Annotated in this window: 13 protein-coding genes and 1 pseudogene; 7 read left to right on the top strand and 7 right to left on the bottom strand. The window is 66.9% G+C overall.

All coding sequences use genetic code 11. The features are described from left to right. The first annotated feature begins 8 nt into the window (after positions 1–8). Complete coding sequence (locus ACZK1G_RS20610) at positions 9–2,429, top strand: DUF3772 domain-containing protein (RefSeq protein WP_049443959.1); 2,421 nt, start codon at positions 9–11, stop codon at positions 2,427–2,429. 611 nt (positions 2,430–3,040) lie between these two features. Here the strand turns inward: ACZK1G_RS20610 and ACZK1G_RS20605 are convergent. Together ACZK1G_RS20605 and ACZK1G_RS20600 are read right to left on the bottom strand one after the other, a co-directional pair. Further along, a complete protein-coding gene (locus tag ACZK1G_RS20605; RefSeq protein WP_101766209.1) occupies positions 3,041–5,146 on the bottom strand; it encodes a phosphoglycerol transferase I in 2,106 nt (701 codons plus the stop codon). A 244-nt stretch (positions 5,147–5,390) separates the two neighbouring features. Continuing rightward, positions 5,391–7,037, bottom strand: a pseudogene (locus ACZK1G_RS20600) (ABC1 kinase family protein); the annotation flags it as partial. A 208-nt stretch (positions 7,038–7,245) separates the two neighbouring features. Between ACZK1G_RS20600 and ACZK1G_RS20595 the strand changes: the two are divergent. After that, positions 7,246–8,172, top strand: coding sequence for a DUF808 domain-containing protein (locus ACZK1G_RS20595; RefSeq protein ID WP_049443955.1), 927 nt, complete (start codon positions 7,246–7,248; stop codon positions 8,170–8,172). Between the two features lie 105 nt (positions 8,173–8,277). Here ACZK1G_RS20595 and ACZK1G_RS20590 read toward each other — a convergent pair whose 3' ends face one another. Then, the gene (locus ACZK1G_RS20590) at positions 8,278–9,816 is read right to left on the bottom strand and encodes a GGDEF domain-containing protein (RefSeq protein ID WP_014038768.1); all 1,539 of its coding nucleotides are present in this window, start codon (positions 9,814–9,816) and stop codon (positions 8,278–8,280) included. A gap of 105 nt (positions 9,817–9,921) precedes the next feature. Between ACZK1G_RS20590 and ACZK1G_RS20585 the strand changes: the two genes are divergently transcribed. The 3 genes from ACZK1G_RS20585 to ACZK1G_RS20575 all read left to right on the top strand — a co-directional run bounded on the left by ACZK1G_RS20585 (position 9,922) and on the right by ACZK1G_RS20575 (position 11,895). Beyond that, positions 9,922–10,557, top strand: a complete 636-nt coding sequence (locus ACZK1G_RS20585) for a Rossmann-fold NAD(P)-binding domain-containing protein (RefSeq protein WP_049444066.1) — start codon at positions 9,922–9,924, stop codon at positions 10,555–10,557. Continuing rightward, positions 10,557–11,264 carry a helix-turn-helix transcriptional regulator gene (locus ACZK1G_RS20580; RefSeq protein WP_049443952.1) on the top strand — a complete coding sequence of 236 codons (708 nt, stop codon included), beginning with the start codon at positions 10,557–10,559 and terminating at the stop codon, positions 11,262–11,264. The genes ACZK1G_RS20585 and ACZK1G_RS20580 overlap by 1 nt, the downstream gene beginning before the upstream one ends. A gap of 244 nt (positions 11,265–11,508) precedes the next feature. Continuing rightward, positions 11,509–11,895, top strand: a complete 387-nt coding sequence (locus ACZK1G_RS20575) for a VOC family protein (protein ID WP_049443950.1) — start codon at positions 11,509–11,511, stop codon at positions 11,893–11,895. Positions 11,896–12,008: 113 nt separating this feature from the next. On the opposite strand, the gene ACZK1G_RS20570 is transcribed toward ACZK1G_RS20575, so the two are convergent. Genes ACZK1G_RS20570 through pdhA form a run of 4 tightly spaced genes read right to left on the bottom strand, consistent with a single transcriptional unit; the run spans position 12,009 to position 15,891 of the window. Further along, positions 12,009–13,397, bottom strand: a complete 1,389-nt coding sequence (locus tag ACZK1G_RS20570; RefSeq protein ID WP_101766207.1) for a dihydrolipoamide acetyltransferase family protein — start codon at positions 13,395–13,397, stop codon at positions 12,009–12,011. Continuing rightward, on the bottom strand, positions 13,394–13,747 hold the full coding sequence (locus ACZK1G_RS20565; protein WP_005411349.1) for an SH3 domain-containing protein: 354 nt from the start codon (positions 13,745–13,747) through the stop codon (positions 13,394–13,396). The genes ACZK1G_RS20570 and ACZK1G_RS20565 overlap by 4 nt, the downstream gene beginning before the upstream one ends. A 1-nt stretch (position 13,748) precedes the next feature. Further along, positions 13,749–14,816: an alpha-ketoacid dehydrogenase subunit beta gene (locus ACZK1G_RS20560; protein WP_005419896.1), complete on the bottom strand. Its 1,068-nt coding sequence runs from the start codon at positions 14,814–14,816 to the stop codon at positions 13,749–13,751. After that, positions 14,809–15,891 (bottom strand): pyruvate dehydrogenase (acetyl-transferring) E1 component subunit alpha, encoded by a 1,083-nt coding sequence (gene pdhA / locus ACZK1G_RS20555; protein WP_049443946.1) that lies wholly within the window; start codon positions 15,889–15,891, stop codon positions 14,809–14,811. The genes ACZK1G_RS20560 and pdhA overlap by 8 nt, the downstream gene beginning before the upstream one ends. A gap of 335 nt (positions 15,892–16,226) precedes the next feature. Here pdhA and ACZK1G_RS20550 point away from each other — a divergent pair, with 335 nt between their 5' ends. After that, a complete protein-coding gene (locus ACZK1G_RS20550) occupies positions 16,227–17,102 on the top strand; it encodes a tryptophan 2,3-dioxygenase (RefSeq protein WP_014038762.1) in 876 nt (291 codons plus the stop codon). 181 nt (positions 17,103–17,283) lie between these two features. Beyond that, positions 17,284–18,783 carry a peptide MFS transporter gene (locus ACZK1G_RS20545; protein ID WP_101766206.1) on the top strand — a complete coding sequence of 500 codons (1,500 nt, stop codon included), beginning with the start codon at positions 17,284–17,286 and terminating at the stop codon, positions 18,781–18,783. The last annotated feature ends 6 nt before the right edge of the window (positions 18,784–18,789 follow it).

The raw sequence follows: 18,789 nt of genomic DNA, 5'->3' as shown, positions 1-18,789 counted from the left end.
GTGGCTGCGTGTCTTCTTTCCTGCGATCGATCCGTGCACGGGGGGCCTGGTGGGTCCTGCTGCTGTGCACCGCCTTCCTGCTGTCCGCGCCGGTGCTTGCGCAGGATGAGGACCCCACGCCGAAGCAGCAGCTGGCGGATATCGATTCCAGCCTGAAGGATGTGGAGCGCAAGCGTGGCGATGCAGAAGCCACCGAGACGCTGGCGATGCTGTCCGAGAATGCCTCGCAGGCACGGCGTGACGCCGAGGCGCTGGAAAAGGCGCTGCAGCCACAGTTGGATCGACTCAACGAACAGCTGGCGCAGCTGGGAACGCCGGCAGAAGGCGCCACTGAGCCGCCGGAGCTGGCGGCGCAACGGCGCACCCTCACCAAGCAGCGCGACGGCCTGGCCGCTTCGGTGGTGCAGGCCAAGGCCAGTGCCGTGCGTGCGCAGCAGCTGGCGGCGGACATCGAGCAGCAGCGCACCGCACAACGCACGGAAGAACTGGGCCAGAAGGTCGCCTCGCCGCTGTCGCCTGCGCTGTGGAGCAAGGTGGCCGAGCGCCTGCCGATCGATATCGCGCGCGTTGCGCCGTTGGCCGAGCAGGGGCGCGACGCGCTGGTCGCCGGCATCCGCACCCATGGCTGGGGCACGCCGTTGCTGGGCCTGCTGGCCGCGCTGGTGATGATGTTCCCGCTGCGGCTGTGGCTGCGCGCGCTGGGACGCAGGTTCGCCGCGTCCGAGCGCGCGCCTGACGGTCGCCTGCGCCGGTCTGGCCTGGCCATGTGGCTGCTGCTGGTGGGGACGCTGCTGCCTGGTTATGCCGTGGTGGTACTGATGGCGGCGCTGGATGCCATCGATGCGATCGCGCCGCGCCTGCAGGTGGTGGCCGACGGCCTGGAGACCGCCACCTTCCGTGCGGCCTTCATTGCAGCGCTCAGCGCCTGCCTGCTGGTGCCCAAGCGCCCGTCATGGCGGCTGTTGAACCTGGACGATACCGCCGCGCTGAAGGTGCGCAAGTACGCGTGGGGCGCGGCGGCGCTGGCCTGGCTGAGCACGGTGCTGGTGGCCCTCGACCAGGCCACGCGCACCAGCGATGTCACCACGGTGGCGTTGGACGGCTTGATTGCGCTGACCTACCTCGGCCTGATCATGGCCATGTTGGTGACCCTGGCGCGCCTGCATCGGCGGCAGACCGCCGAGGCCGAGGCTAAGCTGGAAGCACAGGCCGATGGCCTTGGCGTGAGTACGCCAGTGCGCCGCAGCAGCTGGCTGGTACTGGCCCGGGTAGCGGGCAATATCGCCGTGGTGGCCGCCATCATTGCCACGTTGCTGGGCTACCTGAATTTTGCCAAGTTCGTGAACCAGCAGCTGATCGGCGGCAGCATCGTAGTGCTGGCCGCGACCCTGCTGTTCAAGTTCGTCGACGACCTGAGCACGTGGATGCTCAACGCCGACAGCAAGGTCGGCCAGACCATCCTGCTCAGCACCGGCCTGAGCGTGTCGCGGCTGGAACAGGCGGGCGTGCTGCTGTCGGCGGCGTTGCGCACGATTGTCGTGCTGCTTGCACTGCTGGCGCTGGTGGCGCCGTTCGGCAACATCGGCGCGGTGGTGGAGCGCTTTTCTTCGCTGTTCACCTCTGGATTCGATATTGGCGGAACCAAGCTGGAGCCGGTGCGCATCGTGCTGGCGGTGTTGGTTCTGCTGGCTGGCCTGGCCGTTACCCAGCTGGTACAGCGCTGGCTGACCGACACCTACCTGCCCAAGACCGAGCTGGACCTGGGTGCGCGCAATTCGGTGAGTACCGTTGCCCGTTACGTGGGCATCATCATCGCGGTGATCTGGGCGCTGAGCGCGATGGGCCTGCAGCTGAGCAAGCTGGCGTTGCTGGTCAGCGCGCTGTCGGTGGGTATTGGTTTCGGCCTGCAGGTGATCACCCAGAACTTCGTGTCCGGCCTGATCCTGCTGGCCGAGCGCCCGGTGAAAATCGGCGACTGGGTGAAGCTGGGCGACCAGGAAGGCGACATCCGCCGCATCAGCCTGCGTTCGACCGAGATCCAGGTGGGCGACAAGTCGACGCTGATCGTGCCCAACTCCGAGCTGGTCACCAAGACCGTGCGCAACATGACGATGGGCAACAACCAGGGCCGCATCCAGATCCAGTTCGCGGTGCCCCCCAGCACCGATGTCGGCAACCTGCGGCAGGCGCTGCTGGATGCGTATACCGCGCACACCAACGTGCTGAAGCAGCCGGCACCGACGGTCTACATCGACAGCATTGCCGGTGGCCAGATCACCATCAACAGCTTCGCGTACGTGGCCAGCCCGCGGCAGGTGTATGCCACCCGCAGCGATCTGTACTTCAGCCTGCTGCAGATCCTGGCCGAGCGGAACATTCCGCTGTCGACCCCGACCGACATCCACATCACCCGCGATCCGCAGGAGTAGGGGGTTCTTTGCAGGGCTGCGCCCTGCACCTGCTACGAGCCGGAGCAAAGGCAACAGCAACAGCGTGCATTCCGTGGTTTGGCGGGACGGTGTCGGAGTGCGGGGACGCCGTAAATCCATCCATGGAGGCTTGGCAGCCGCATCCATGCGGCTGACACCCCGCACTCCGACACCGCCCCACCTCTGACAGATTCCTGCGTCTGTCGGTAGGTGTCGACCTTGGTCGACACTTCTGTCAGATATCGAAATCAATCTGGGGTCAGATCCGTTTTCCGGAGGAAAACGGATCTGACCCCAATAGTATTTCCGACAGATCGCGGAAAACTGTCGAAGGCGGGGTGGGGCCGGTTGCGGGAGTGTCCGCGGCATGGATGCCGCGGCCAAGCCCCCATGGGTGAGGGCGCTTTGCTTGCGAAGCACTGCTTCGCAAGCGCCCGAACGCACAGCCGCCAGCGGCTGGGCCGGACCCCGGAGGGGGGGTTACGGCGTGTCCTGCCACCCCACACCGCCCCGCCATCCCACGGAATGCCCGCTGTTGCTGTTGCTTCTAAGGTTGCCGGCCAGCGGCCGGCACTACCACGGGTGCAGGGCGCAGCCCTGCAAAGAAACCCCTATCCTCGTGGTCGGCTGCGCGAGGGCACCAGTGCGAACGTGTCCACCGCCAGCTTCTCGGCGTGGTTCAACCACGCGCGGATCTCCAGATCATCCACTTCGTGGTCCAGCCCGAACGACACGTTGATCTTGCCGTTGGCATCGGGCTGCACCCACTGCTGGGCCAGCACCACCTTGCGCTGCGAGGACACCGCCTCGATCCAGAATCCACGATCCGGGCGCGTGCTCGCCACCAGCTGCAGCATGTACTGGCCGGCACGGGTGCGGCGGCCCTTCTGGGTGATCATGTGCGCCTGGCGCACGCTCGGGCGCGGGCCCTGGAACGCATCCAGCGGTGCATCCACCGCGATGCCGCCGCGCAGGTCGTGGTCGCGGTACAACTTGATGCCGTTGTCGCGGTTGACGAGCAGGGCGCACCAGTCGCCGTCGGCCGAGCCATCCTCGAACGCGGTGCAGCGGTCGACGTAGGCCAGGGTGTTGTCCGGGTTGGCATCATCGAACTGGCGCGAGGTGTTCTCCAGGTACACCGACTTCAACCCCCAGTCCTTGTCGTACTCCAGCAGTACCGGTGGCTGCACGTGCTGCAGGCCGACCACCACCTGGTCATCGCCATCGATCTTCAGTTCGCGGGTCGGTTCGCCCAGCCACAGTGAACGCGCGAAGGCCAGGTACTGCGGATAGTCACGGCCACCATCGCGCTGGGTCGCCACGCTGGCGCTGGGCGCGCGCTGGGTATCGATCAGCGAACGGCCAAAGCCCATCGTCTTCAGGTTCGGGTCCAGCAGGCTGAGCAGGGTCGCACCCGAATCCAGGGTGGTGCCGGCGTCGGCGCTGAGCTGCTGCGGGGCAATGCCATCGCCCAGGAACAGCAGCAGGTTCTCGCGCTTCTGCCGGGTCAGGATGTGGGTGAGATCGTTGGGCATCGCCAGGTGGTCGGAGGCGATCACGATCAGCGTGTCCTTGCCGTACGGGCTGGCCTGGATGCGCTGCACCAGCTGCGAGATCAGCCGGTCGCTGCACTTGAGCGCGTTGAGCATGTTGATGTTGCCGTACTGGCTCTGGTAGCGCTCGCCCTTGCACGACACCGGCAGGTGACCGGCCGGGTGGTGGGTGTCCATGGTCAGCGTGGTGAGCATGAACGGTGAGCCCGCACGCGAGAGCTGTTCGAAGCGCTGGTAGGCGGTGTCCAGCAGCACGTCGTCGTGCACGCCCCAGGCCGAGTAGTGGATGCGGCCGATCTTCTTCTGCTGCTTGAACCACGCCAGGTCATGCACTTCATCGAAACCGTGGCTGGCCAGGAACTGGCCCTTGCCGGCGAACTGGCCGTTGGCACCGCCCAGATAGTGGTTGGTGTAGCCCTGCTGCTTCAGGTAGTCGCCCAGGCACACCGCCTTGGGCAGGAAGCTGCCCATCCGGTCCATGCTGTTCTCATCGCCCTGCGAGGTGGTCAGCGGCACGCCGCACATCGACGAGACCAGACCGGCGATGGTCCAGCCGCTGCCCTCGGCCGAGGCCAGCCCACGCACGTCCAGCGACTGGCTGGCGAGGCGATTGAGGTTGGGCATCAGGCCCGGGAACACGTTCTCGTCCAGGTAGGTGCGTTCCAGGCTTTCGCCGTAGATCCAGACGATGTTGCGCGGGCGTTGCAGCGGCTGCGTCGGTACCTGGTACTCGGGGGCGATGCGGGCGAAGTCGACCGGGCGCAGCTGCTGGTACAGGCGCTGGCCGTCGCGGGCCAGCGGGCTGATCATGATCGTGGCCACCCACACGGCCGCGAAACCGGCGAACAACGCGCCACCGTGACCGGGCCGGCGCCAGCGTTTGACCCGCGTGGCGAACAGCGGCAGCAGCGAGACCAGCGCCAGCACGATGAAGCCGGCGATATAGCCCTTGAAATCGGAGACACCGGCGCCTTCCATGTCGGCGCCCAGGTGGTACAGGGTGGCGGCATTGAGCCCATCACCGGACAGCTTGTCGATCAGCCACCACGCGCTGAGCGTGAGCAGCAACAGCGAGAACGCACCGGCCTTCCACCACACCCATTTGCCGGACGCGAGGAACAACCAGCACAACAGCAACAACGACAGCAGCAGTATCCAGAGCATAGGCAGCTTCGGCAGTGACGGGGTGGTGGTGATGGACGTCGTACCGACGCGTGTCCATCCGACCGGCGCTGCCACAAGCACATGCACATGACAGGCCGATGACCCGATAGTGCATGCACGAACCTGACTGAAATGTTTGTTGAAATAACGCGCGCGCAATCGCGCTCAGAAGGTAAAACGAGCGTGAAAGGGTTCGTTGGATTGCATTAAAAACCGCATGAATACGGGAGTTTTCGTCGATGCGCTAGCGATGCCCACGTTCTTCCCGTGCCCGCGCACGACGGTCGAACAGCAATGCGCTGGTTACGATGCCCAAGCCGAGCACCACGCCGATGAACAACAGGATCAGGGCGATGAGCGGGTAACCGAACAGGTGCCAGCCGGTGTCGATCTTCATCATCATCGCGGCGGCCATGATCAATGCGGCGCTGATGATGCCGGCCGCCACGCGGTTGGCGATCTTCTGCAGGTTTTCCATCAACCGCGATTCTTCCAGGCCGGTGACCTTCATCTGCAGGCGGTTTTCGGCCAGCAGCGCCATGATGTCCGACAGCTTGCGCGGTCCATCGCGCAGCAGCTGCTGCAGCTCCATCGCCTCGCTGGCGATGTTGGCGGCCGACAGCGATTTCTTCAGGCGTGCGCGCATCACGTGCTGCAGCTGGCGCTCGACGATGCGGCGGGTTTCCAGCTCGGGTGCAAGCAGCCGGCACACGGTTTCCAGGTTGAGCAGGGCCTTGCCCAGCAGGCTCAGTTCCGGCGGCGTGCGCAGGCCGCAGGCGGTGGCGATGCGCACCATGTCCAGCACCACGCGGCCTTCGGAGAAGCTGCCGCTGGCGGCGTAGCGCGCGATCAGCTGGCCGGTCTCGCGCAGGTAGCGTTCTTCATCGAACGCCTCCAGCCGCGTGCTGATGCTGATCAGGTCGTCGGCCACTTCTTCGCCGCGGCCATCGACGGCAGCGAACAGGATCTTCAGCAGCCGCTCGCGCAGGCGCGGCGGCATGTGCGCGACCATGCCCAGGTCGAAGATCGCCAGCCGTCCATCGGGCATCACCCGCAGGTTGCCCGGGTGCGGATCGGCATGGATTTCGCCGTGCACGAAGATCTGGTCCAGGTAGCCGCGGATCAGCGCCGCCGCCAGCGGGTCCATCGATTGCTCGGTGCGGCGCACATCGGGAATCGCATCCACGCGCACGCCGGTGGCCAGTTCCATGGTCAGCACGCGCTGGCTGCTGTAATCCCACAGCGGCTGCGGAATCCACAGCCGTCGGAACGGCTTCAGGTGTCGGCCGAACCGGGCCAGGTTCTCGGCCTCGGCGTGGTAGTCCAGCTCCTGCATCAGGGTCTTGGCGAACTCGTTGAGCCAGTCGCGCAGGCGCACGCGGCGGCCGACCTGGGTCAGGTGGTCGGCGGCCAGCGCGAAGCTGCGCAGCGCCTCCAGGTCCGAACGCAGCTGTGCGGCCACCTCGGGCTTCTGCACTTTCACCGCCACCTGGCGGCCATCGTGCAGCACCGCGCGATGCACCTGCGCGATCGAGGCACAGCCCAGCGGCTCCGGATCGAACGCGGCGAACAGCTTGTTCACCGGCGCGCCCAGTTCCTGCTCGACGATGGTGTGGATGCGCTCGACCGGGATCTCGGCCACCTTTTCCTGCATGCGCTCCAGCGCGGTGGCGAACTCCACCGGCACCATGTCCGGGCGGGTGGACAGCATCTGGCCCAGCTTGACGAAGGTCGGCCCCAGCGCTTCCAGGTCGCTGACGAACTGTTCCGGGTTGCCATCGGCGGGCACGTCGGCCTGGTTACTGGCCGCGTCCAGGTTCATGCCCGAGAACACGCCCGAATGGCGGTAGCGCATCAGCAGGCGCAGGATCTGGCTGCGCCGGTTCATGCCTTTGACCAGCGGAGGGTTGCCATTGGCGGTGGGCGGATTGCTCAAGCGACACTCCCATGCGACGAATACAGGTAGTGCCGGCCGCTGGCCGGCAATGTCCGGATTCCGCAGTGTCGCCGGGGGGCGGTAGGCACGCGGTGAATCCGGCCGCTTCCGCAGCTGCCCCGGTATCGGTCAGAATCCGCTCATTCCCTTTCTTGGACGCCCCATGGCCGGTGCCAGCCTGTTTGCCCTGCTCGACGATATCGCCTCCCTGCTCGACGATGTCTCGGTGCTGACCAAGGTCGCGGCAAAGAAGACCGCAGGCGTGCTGGGCGACGATCTGGCGCTGAACGCGCAGCAGGTGACCGGGGTGAACGCCAACCGCGAACTGCCGGTGGTGTGGGCGGTGGCCAAGGGCTCGCTGGTCAACAAGGTGATCCTGGTGCCGGCGGCCCTGGCGATCAGTGCGCTGGAAGCCTGGCTGCACAGCCGCGGCTGGAACGTGCCGCTGATCGTGCCGCTGATGATGATCGGTGGTGCCTTCCTCTGCTTCGAGGGCGTGGAGAAGCTGGCGCACCGCTTCCTGCATTCGGCTGACGACGATGCCGAGCGTCTGGCCGAGCGCCGCAAGGCGCTGGCCGATGCCGAGGTGGACATGGTGGCGTGGGAGAAGGACAAGGTGAAGGGCGCGATCCGCACCGACTTCATCCTTTCGGCCGAGATCATCGTGCTGACCCTGGGCGTGGTCGCCACCGCGCCGTTCACCAACCAGCTGATCACTCTGGCGGTGGTGGCGCTGGCGATGACGATCTTCGTTTACGGACTGGTGGCGGGCATCGTCAAGCTCGATGACGTTGGCCTGTATCTGTCGCGCAAGGGCGGCGCCATTGCCGCCTTCGGTCGCGGCCTGGTGGCGTCGGCGCCGTGGCTGATGAAGTTCCTGTCGGTGGCCGGCACCATCGCCATGTTCCTGGTCGGCGGCGGCATCCTGGTGCACAACGTGCCGGCGCTGCACCACGCGGTGCAGGCGCTGGGCGGCGAGGGGCAGTGGGGCTGGCTGATCGGTGCGGTGGGCAACATGGTGGTCGGCATCATCGCCGGTGCCATCGTGCTGGCAGCGGTGACCGGGTTCCAGAAGCTGCGCGGGAAGTAAGCGGCGGCCCATTGCCCGGTAGAGGCCGACCTTGGTCGGCGCTTTGTTTCCACGCGTGCCAACCAAGGTTGGCACCTACCGAAGCGTTTTCGGTGTACCGGAGAACTACCCCGCCTGCACCCGGTTCTTGCCCTGCCGCTTGGCCGCATACAGCGCATCGTCCGCGCGGCGCAGCAGGGTCTCGGTATCGTCGCCGGGCTGCCATTGCGCCAGCCCGGCACTGAAATGCACCGGCACGCGCCGGTCCTGCACGGTCAGCACGCGGTGCGCCAACGAACGCTGCAAGCGCTGCACGGTGGCCATGCTGTCGGCGCCCTGGGTCTCCGGCAGCACCAGCACGAACTCGTCGCCACCCAGCCGCGCGATGCCATCGGTGGCGCGCAGCAGCAGCTTGCAGACGGCCACCAGGTGCTGCAGCAGTGCATCGCCACCGGCATGGCCATGTGCATCGTTGGTCTGGTGGAAATCATCCAGGTCGATCACCGCCACGCCCAGCGGGGAGTTGTTGCGTGCGGCACGGGCCAGCTCGCGTTGCAGCAGTTCGTCCAGACCACGGCGGTTCAGTGCCTGGGTCAGCGGATCGATGCGCGCCAGGTCACCAGCGGCGCGCAGTTCCTGCTCCAGCTCGGCGATGCGCTGCTCTGCTCGCTCCACTTCCTGGCGCGCGTTGGCCAGGTGATCGCGCGCCTGTGCGGCCTGCTGCTGCACCTTGCCGGTGTCGCGCATCACGTCCTGCAGCAGCTGGTTGAGGTCGGCGATGCTGCGTGCCTCGCGCAGCTGCAGCGCGTAGCTGCCGATGCGGTCGTGGTACTCACCTGTGCTGGTGGCCATGCCATCCATGCGCTCGATGAACTCGCCCATCAGCCCGCGCATCGCCGCCTTCGAATCGTCGATGCCCTGGCGCAGCAGGCCCTGCTTATAGATCACTTCGCGCAGCTCGGCGCGGGTGCGCTCGACCGCTTCAGCTTCCAACGGCCCGTCCAGCAGCTGGCGTACGGCCGCGATCTGGCCCTGCAGCCAGCTGCGGTCATCCAGCAGCTCGCTCACGTTCTCCAGCAGCAACGCAAACAGTTCCAGCAGCAACGCCTGCTGCTCCTGCCAGCTCTCGGCGCGCACGCCGACCTGGTGGCCGAGTTCGCGCACGCCTTGTTCGATCGGTTCCAGGGCCGTGCCGGGCTGCCACTGCCGCAGGCGCGTGGCCAGCGCCTGCGCCTGTTCGCGCAGGTCCGGGTCGTGCTGCAGCAGCGCGACCACCGCGCCGCCCAGCAGCAGCCGCAGCTGCTCGGACAGGCGCAGGCTTTCCGGCTGCCCGTCCGGCGAATGCTGCTCGATGGTGCGGATGTACTTGTCGATCAGCTGCCGCATCGCGCGCCCGTAGCGCGGCCAATCGGCGCTGGCCTGTGCCGACTGCAGGCGATCGCCCATGTCGCCCAGTTCGCCGGGCAGGGTGGCCATGCCGTTGGCGAACGCGGCCAGCAGCGGCTCCGGTGCGTCGGCCCCGGCGAACAGCTGCTGCAGGGCCACGCCACCGCCACCCTGCAACACCACGCGGTCGCCCAGCCCGTCATCCACCACCGCGCGGACGCGTGCCGGCGGCCCAAGGGCGGTACCGGGGGCAGGGCGGTGGTCGGGCTGGTCCGTCATCGAGCAAATCCTGGGGCTGGCAGGGACTGGTTCCAGCATATCGGCGCGGCCGCCGACGGCTTGAACGGCTAGGATGGGCGACAGGATGCCGCAGTGGAGGTGGTGATGCGCGTGATGTTGCTGGGGGCGACCGGGCTGGTCGGCGGGCTGGCCCTGCCGATGCTGCTGGACGACCCGCGCTGCCGTGCCGTGGTGGCCCCGACCCGACGGGCGCTGACCCTGGCCCACCCGAAGCTGTACGCCCCGCTGCTGCAGTTCGACGCCCTGCCGGAGGCGCCCGACTGGGCGCAGGTCGATACGGTGATCTGCGCGCTGGGCAGCACGATGGCCCAGGCGGGGAGCCGTGAGGCCTTCCATCGCATCGACCATGACTACCCGCTCGCATTTGCGCGGCTGGCACGCGGCCAGGGTGCGCGCGCCTTCGTACTGAATTCGGCAGCAGGGGCCAATGCAGGCTCCGCGATCTTCTACAACCGGGTGAAGGGTGAACTGGAGCGCGATCTGCGCGCGCTCGAGTTTGCTTCGCTCACTCTGGTGCGGCCCGGCCTGATTGGCGGGCAGCGGCAGCAGGTGCGCCGTGGCGAACACTTCGCCCTGCGGGTGCTGGGCGTGTTGGGGCCGGTGTTGCCGCGGGCGTGGCGGATCAATCCGGCCGAACGGATTGCCAGGGCACTGGTGGATGCCGCGCTGGCTCCGCCGCCGGGCGAGCACGTGGTGACTTCCAGCGCACTGGTCGGTTGATGTCGCGTGCGCTGCGCCTGACCCAGCTTCAACAGCTGCTGCGCCGCCATCGGCGGCCGGTCGCGGGGCAGGTGCTGGCCGAAGCGCTGGGCATCAGCCTGCGGACGCTGTACCGCGATATCGAGACCCTGCGCGAGCAGGGCGCCGACCTGCGTGGTGAGGCCGGCGTCGGCTACCAGCTGGCACCGAGCGATACCCTGCCGCCGATGACCCTGCCACCCGCCGAGATCGATGCACTGGTGCTGGGCCTGCGCTGGGTTGCGGCGCGCACCGAGCCTGCGCTGGCCGAGGCCGCGCGTGATGCCCTGGCGCGCATCGCGCATGTACTGCCTGCAGCACGGCGCGAAGCGCTGCGTGACAGTGGCCTGCGCGTGGGACCTTCGCGAACGGCGGCCAAGGTGCCGGCGGCGCGCCTGCAGGCTGTGCGCGAAGCGGTGAGCGCGCAACAACGACTGCAGTTTGGCTACCAGGATGCGCAGGGCCAACGTACCGAGCGCATCGTCTGGCCGTTCGCGCTGGGCTATTTCGATGAAGTGCCGATGCTGGCGGCGTGGTGCGAGAGCCGCGAGGATTTCCGTCATTTCCGCCTGGATCGCATCCGCCAGGTGCGTGTGCTGGAGGATCACTACCTCGTGCCACGCGCCACCCTCCTGCGGCGCTGGCAGAAGGCACAGGGCATCGCTCCGGACTGGTTGGACCGTTCGTAGCATCGAGCTTGCTCGACTGCTTCTGTGCTTCGCTTCCTGCTTCTGGGGGAGGGCGGCCTTCGTTCTTCGTTCCTGGTAGGGGTCGAGCTTGCTCGACCGCCTTTGATCTTCGCGAACAGCAGTCGAGCAAGCTCGACCTCTACCAGGGCAGGGGCAACAGCAGTCGAACACGCTCGACGCTACTGACAGAATCTGTCAGCAGGGCCGTACCACCATGAACGCTCCCAACAACGGAGGTTCCCCCATGTTCACGCCCAGCACCCTGCTGCAGTACGTGCGCGACGTCGCCACCAGCGCCACTTTCTACAGTGGCATTCTCGGCAAGCCACCGGTCGAGCAGTCGCCCGGCTTTGCCTTGTTCCTGCTCGGCGATGGCGCTGCGCTGGGTCTGTGGCAACGCGACGACGTGCAGCCGCCGGTGTCCGCACAGGCCGGTGCCGCCGAACTGGCGATGGTGGTCGCCAACCCGGAGACCGTGCAGCGGATGCACGATGCGTGGCGCGGGCTCGGCGTGCAGATTCTGCAGGCACCGGTGACACTGGAATTCGGCCACACCTTCGTCGGTGCCGACCCTGATGGTCACCGCCTGCGCGTGTACAGCCGCGCCGAGGGCATGGTGGCGCGCGATTGATCGCCCACATTGTGTAGATCCACGCCATGCGTGGATGGGTGCATAAAAAAACGCCGGGCATTGCCCGGCGTTTCTTTCAATTCATGTGCCAACCATGGTTGGCACCCACCTGATCAGCTGGCCAGCGCCAGGTCGTCCATCATCGCGCGCAGGAAGCGGGCGGCTTCGCCACCGGTAGCCGCGCGGTGGTCGAAGGTGACCGACAGCGGGATCACCTTGTGCGCTTCCACGCCGCCCATCACCGGGGTCATCTGGTGGCGGGCACGGCCGGCACCGACGATGGCCACGCACGGCGGCACCACGACCGGGGTCGCGTAGCGGCCGGCGAACATGCCGAAGTTGGACAGCGAGATGGTGTAGCCGCTCAGTTCCGAGGCGGCGATCGAACGCGATTCCACCTGCTCGCGCAGGCGGTTGACGCCTTCGCGGATGCCGCGTGCATCGAGCATGTCGGCGTTGCGCAGCGCCGGCACGAACAGGCCGTCGTCGGTGTCCACGGCGATGCCGATGTCCACCTGCGCGTGCAGGGTGCGGGTCAGCGCTTCACCGTCGAACCAGGCGTTCATCGCCGGCACCTTCTGCGCGGCGACCACGATCGAGCGCACCAGGCGTGCGGTCACGTCGTTGCCCGGGAGCCAAGCGTGGATGTCGGCGTCGTCGTTCAGCGTGGTCGGTACGACCTTGCTGTGTGCATCGGCCATCACGCGGGCCATGTTGCGGCGCACGCCCTTCAGCGGTTCCGGCTGGCCCTTGGCGACCACGCCCGGCGGCTGGGTGCGCATCGGCTTGCCGGCAGCAGACAGCGGGGTGCGGGCTTCGCTCTGCACCGGGGCCGACACCTGCGCCGGGGCCGGCGCGGCATACGCAGCCGCGGCAACCGGTGCCGGCGCGGCGCCGAGCTTGGCGGTGCCGTTGGCAGCGGCCTGCTTGACGTCGGCCATGGTCACCGCGCCATCGGTGCCGGTAGCGGCCACGCGGCTCAGGTCCACGCCCAGCTTGCGCGCCATCGCACGCACGGCCGGCACGGCCTTGACGCCACCGACGGCCAGCGCCTGCTCGGCGTGCACGGCATTGGAGCTCTGCATGGCACCGACCACGGTACCGGCGTCATCACGCTCGGCGGCGGCGGGCTTGGCGGCTTCGACGGCCACCGGTGCAGCGGCGGCCGGCAGCGGCGGCGGGGTCGGTGCGGCAGCCGGTGCGGCATGGCCGTGGCTGTGGCCGGTGTCCTGGCCATCGGCGCGCTGCGGCAGGTTCGGGTCCAGTTCGAAGCTGGCCAGCACCGAGCCGGTCGGGATGATGTCGCCTGCGGCGCCGGACAGCTTCAGCACCTTGCCGGAGAAGGGCGAGGGCACTTCGACGACGGCCTTGGCGGTCTCCATCGACACCAGCGGCTCGTCCAGCTTGATCACATCGCCTTCCTTGACGAACCACTCGACGATGGTCGCGTCCGGCAGGCCTTCGCCCAGGTCGGGCAGGTTGAAGTTCTTGGTCTGGCTCATTTGCAGTTCTCTTCCAGCAGTTCCAGTTCGCGGGCCGGCAGCCAACCCGTCGCGCCATTGGCGCGCTCGGACCACCACCACCCGCCGTGTTCGTGATGAAGCTTCACCATCTCGCCGCTTTCCACATCCAGCTCGCGGGCGTCGTAGTCGCACAGCGCTTCGGCGCGACCCTCGTCCAGCAGCTGCAACCAGGCGATGGGCGCCCATCCAGCGCGCCCATCGTTGGTGCGTACCCAGGCAAACGCCGGCCATTCCTCGTCACGGACACCTACTTCGACGATCTGGCCGGTGTGGAACCGGAGCGGGTTGGGATACTGGCTGCGGTAAGCCCCCAGAAGGCGGGCCCGCATGTCAGCCGGCCGCCACCGCGCGCTTGGCCGCAGCCACGATCCGCTCAACGCTCGGCAGGTACTTCATTTCCAGGCGGAACAGCGGAATGTGGGTGTCGTAGCCAGTGACGCGCTCGACCGGGGCCAGCAGGTCGTAGATCGATTCCTCGGCCAGGCGCGCGGCGATCTCGGCGCCGAAGCCCGCGGTCTTCGGGGCCTCCTGCACGATCACGCAGCGGCCGGTCTTGGCCACCGATTCGGCGATGGTGGCGAAGTCCAGCGGACGCAGCGTGGCCACGTCGATGACTTCGGCACTGATGCCTTCGCCGGCCAGCTTGTCGGCCGCTTCCAGCGCTTCCTTCACCTGCGCGCCCCAGGTCACCAGGGTCACGTCGGTGCCGTCGCGCAGCACGAAGCAGACGTCCAGCGGCAAGGCTTCGCCGTCGTTGACGACCACTTCCTTGTACTGGCGGTAGATGCGCTTGGGCTCCATGTAGATCACCGGATCCGGTTCGCGGATCGCGGCCAGCAGCAGGCCATAGGCACGCTGCGGCGACGACGGCAGCACCACGCGCAGGCCCGGCACGTTGGTGAAGATCGCCTCGTTGGCTTCGCTGTGGTGTTCCGGCGCGCGGATGCCACCGCCCCACGGCACGCGCAGCACCATCGGGCAGTGCAGGCGGCCGCGCGTGCGGTAACGCAGGCGGGCGGCGTGGCAGACGATATGGTCGACCATCGGGTACATGAAGCCGTCGAACTGGGCTTCGGCCACCGGCTTCATGCCCTGTGCGGCCAGGCCGATGGTCAGGCCGGCGATGGTGGTTTCGTCCAGCGGGGTGTCGAGGATGCGGTCCGAGCCGAAGCGCTGCTGCAGACCGGCGGTGGCGCGGAACACGCCACCGTTGACGCCCACGTCTTCGCCCAGCACCAGCACCGACGGGTCGTGTTCCAGCTCCCAGGCCAGCGCCTGGGTGATGGCTTCGATGAGGGTGATCGGGGTGGTGGTCATGCTGTCATCTCCGCGCGCGACAGCAGCGCTGTCGGCGGCGTTGGTGTGCGCGCCGGGCGCGCCGTTCTTGATCTCATCCATGGCGCTTCTCCAGGGCGATCGCCTGGGCACGCTGGGCCAGCAGGTCCGGCGGCGGATCGGCATACAGGAAGTCGAACATCGCCTCGACCGGCTGCACCGGCGTGTTGAGGTACAGGTTCACTTCCTCGTCCACGCGCGTGCCGCACTCGGCGGTCCAGGCGGCCTCTTCTTCCTCGCTCCACACGCCGGCGTTGATCAGGTACTTGCGCAGGCGCAGCATCGGCTCGCGCTGCCAGGCATCCTTCACTTCGGCGTCGTCGCGGTAGCGGCGCGCGTCGTCGGCGGTGGTGTGGTCGGACAGGCGGTAGGTCATCAGTTCCAGCACGGTGCCACCGTCGCCGGCCAGCGCACGTTCGCGCGCCTGTTCCATCGCCGCCAGCACTGCGATCAGGTCGTTGCCGTCCACCTGCAGGCAGTGCAGGCCGCCGGCCAGGCCCTTCTGCGCCAGCGTTTCGGCACCGGTCTGGGCCGAACGCGGAACCGAGATGGCCCAGCCGTTGTTGACGATGCACAGGATCAGCGGCAGCTTGTAGGCGCCGGCCGAATTCAGTGCCGCGTAGAAGTCGGTCTTGGAGCTGCCGCCGTCGCCGCACACCGCAACGGCGATCTGCGGTTCCTTGTTGAGCTTGAACTTCAGCGCGGCGCCTGCGGCATGCAGGCACTGGGTGGAAATCGGCACGCAGAACGGGAAGTCCTTGGCCGCGTTGCCGCCGTAATCGTTGCCGCGTTCGTCGCCGCCCCAGTACATCAGCACGTCGTGCGGGCGCACGCCACGCATGAACATCGCGCCATACTCGCGGTACGAAGGTGCGAACACGTCGTCCTTCTGCATCGCAGCGCCGATACCCACGTGCGCGGCTTCATGGCCCAGGCAGGCGGCATAGGTGCCGAGCTTGCCGGTGCGCTGCAGCGCAATGGATTTGCTGTCGAACGTACGTACGAACAGCATCTGCTTGAACAGCGGTACCAGGACCTTGGGGTCGCGCAGCGACGCGGGCAGGTCATCGCGGACGAGCTTGCCGTCCGCGTCCAGGTACTGCAGGTATTCGATCTTGAATTCAGCGGCAACCGTCATTGCGTACTGCACCTTCGACAGAGAAGTTACAAATGATATGAATCGCCATGTTAAGGAACGCGTACGGAATAGCCTTCCTGCGCCGCAACACGGCGATTCCCCGTTTTACCCCTGCCGGCGGGTGGGGGGCCAATAACAACAACGTATTCAGTCGTTGCTGCAAAGCATCAGAATACGCCTCTGGCTGACCGCCAGTACAACGGCCTGGACGGTTCCACGCGCAGGCCCGGCATCGGCCGATGCTCCACGACCAACCGCACGCCCCGGTATGGACCCGGCGGCTGCCAGCGCGGCGGCAACGCGCTACCCTTGCCGCCCCCGATCTGGTCCCGCCCATGTCCGTCGACAACAACCAACGCGATCTCGAAGCCGGCATCCACACCGACCTGCAGGGACGCCTGACCTACGGCGGCTACCTGCGGCTGGACCAGCTGCTCAGCGCGCAGCAGCCGCTGTCCAGCCCGCCGCACCACGACGAGATGCTCTTCATCATCCAGCACCAGACCTCGGAGCTGTGGCTGAAGCTGCTCGGCCACGAACTGCGCGCGGCGATCGGCTTCCTGCAGCGCGATGAAGTCTGGCAGTGCCGCAAGGTGCTGGCGCGCAGCAAGCAGGTGCTGCGCCAGCTCACCGAGCAGTGGTCGGTGCTGGAAACGCTGACCCCGTCCGAATACATGGGTTTCCGCGACGTGCTGGGCCCGTCTTCGGGCTTCCAGTCGCTGCAGTACCGCTACATCGAGTTCCTGCTGGGCAACAAGAACGCGCAGATGCTGCAGGTGTTCGAGCACGACCCGGCCGGGCAGGCGCAGCTGCGCATCGTGCTGGAAGCGCCCAGCCTGTACGAGGAATTCCTGAAGTACCTGGCCCGCTTCGGCCATGCCGTGCCGGCGGTGTACGAATCCCACGACTGGACCCAGCCGCATGTGGCCGACGACGCACTTCAGCCGGTCTTCGAGCGCATCTACCAGGACACCGATCGCTATTGGCGCGAGTACTCGCTGTGCGAGGACTTGGTGGACCTGGAGACCGCCTTCCAGCTGTGGCGATTCCGACACATGCGCACCGTGATGCGCGTGATCGGCTTCAAGCGCGGCACCGGCGGCTCGTCCGGCGTGGGCTTCCTGGCCAAGGCGCTGGAGCTGACCTTCTTCCCCGAACTGTTCCAGGTGCGCACCAGCCTGCAGGCCGCGCCCCCCGCAGAACGGGGCTGACCCCCATTCAGCTTGGACCCCGGCCATCGGCTGGATCGTTTCAGATGCAAGTTCAGCGAGCAGGCCGTGACCTGCCTCAAACGGCGTGTATTTGACGTGAACGCCAGAAGTCGGTGATCCTCGCGCGTTGCTTCAACTGCACAGCGGACGTGCTCGTCATCCACCGAACCAGGAAATCCGCATGAGCCTAAACGCCACTGCGAACACCCCAGAGCCGGCGCTGCCGGACTTCAAGACCACGATGGGCCATCCGCGCCCGTTGTGGATGCTGTTCATGACCGAGTTCTGGGAGCGCTTTGCGTTCTATGGCATCCGCTGGGCCTTGGTGCTGTACATCGTCGCCCAGTTCTACAACGGCAGCGCTGCCGGTGAAGGCGACGCCAGCCGCATCTATGGCGCCTACCTGGCCCTGGTGTACGCCGCGGCGATCTTCGGTGGCTACGTGGCCGACCGGGTACTGGGTTACCAGCGCTCGATCCTGACCGGCGCGATCATCATGGCCGCCGGCCTGTTCATGATCTCGCTGCCGCAGGAGCACATCTTCAAGCTCGGCCTGGCCACGATCATCGTCGGCAACGGCCTGTTCAAGCCCAACATCTCGACCATGGTCGGCAAGCTGTACGGGCTGAAGGATGAGCGCCGCGACTCGGGCTTCACCATCTTCTACATGGGCATCAACATCGGCGCGATGATCGCCCCGGTGCTGACCGAGTACCTGGCCCGCAAGGTGTTCGGTACCGATGCGATGCCGTCCTACAAGGTCGTGTTCATCGCTTCGGGCGTGGGCATGCTGATCTCGCTGGTGTGGTTCTACATCGGTCGTGCCGGCCTGAAGGGCATCGGTGCACCGCCGGCCGGCGCTGAAGGCTTCGGCCGCATCATCATGGTGCTGGCCGGTGCCGTGGTCGCCATCCCGGTTGCGTACTTCCTGCTGGCTACCGGCGCCACCGCGCTGGCCTGGATCCTGGGTGCGATGTTCACCGCCCTGGCCATCCTGCTGCTGGTCGAGGGCGTCCGCGAGGGCAAGGTACAGCGCGACCGCGTGATCGCCATGCTGATCATCTTCGCCTTCAACGTGATGTTCTGGATGTTCTTCGAACAGGCCGGCAGCTCGTTCACCTTCCTGGCCGAGAACATCGTCAACCGCCAGTTCGGTGACTGGACCTTCCCGACCGCGTGGTTCCAGTCGGTCAACTCGGTGGCCATCATCACCCTGGCGCCGATCATCGCCTGGATCTGGGTGGCCATGGGCCGCGCCAATCCGTCCATTCCGCGCAAGTTCGGCCTGGGCCTGCTGTTCAACGGCGCTGCCTTCGCGCTGCTGATGTTCGCCCTGTCGCAGATGGTCGTGGACGGCAAGATCCCGTTCTGGACCCTGTTCATGGTCTACGTCATCCAGTCCGTGGGTGAGCTGTGCCTGTCGCCGATCGGCCTGTCGATGGTGACCAAGCTGGCCCCGGTGCGCCTGGTCGGCTTCGGCATGGGTGGCTGGTTCCTGTCCACCGGCATCGGCAACAACCTGTCGGGCATCTTCGCTGGCGTGGTCAGTGGTGAAGGCGGCATGACGGTCGAGTCGGCCCTGAAGGGGTATACCTTCGGGTTCTGGGCCCTGATCGGCTCCGGCGTGGTGCTGTTCCTGGTCGCCCCGCTGATCAACAAGCTGATGCACGGCGTCAAATGATGATGA

The sequence above is a fragment of the Stenotrophomonas sp. 109824_Sma genome (assembly GCF_056480025.1).
Note: the sequence above shows the minus strand (reverse complement) of the source record. Positions and strands in the feature narration are given on the sequence as shown.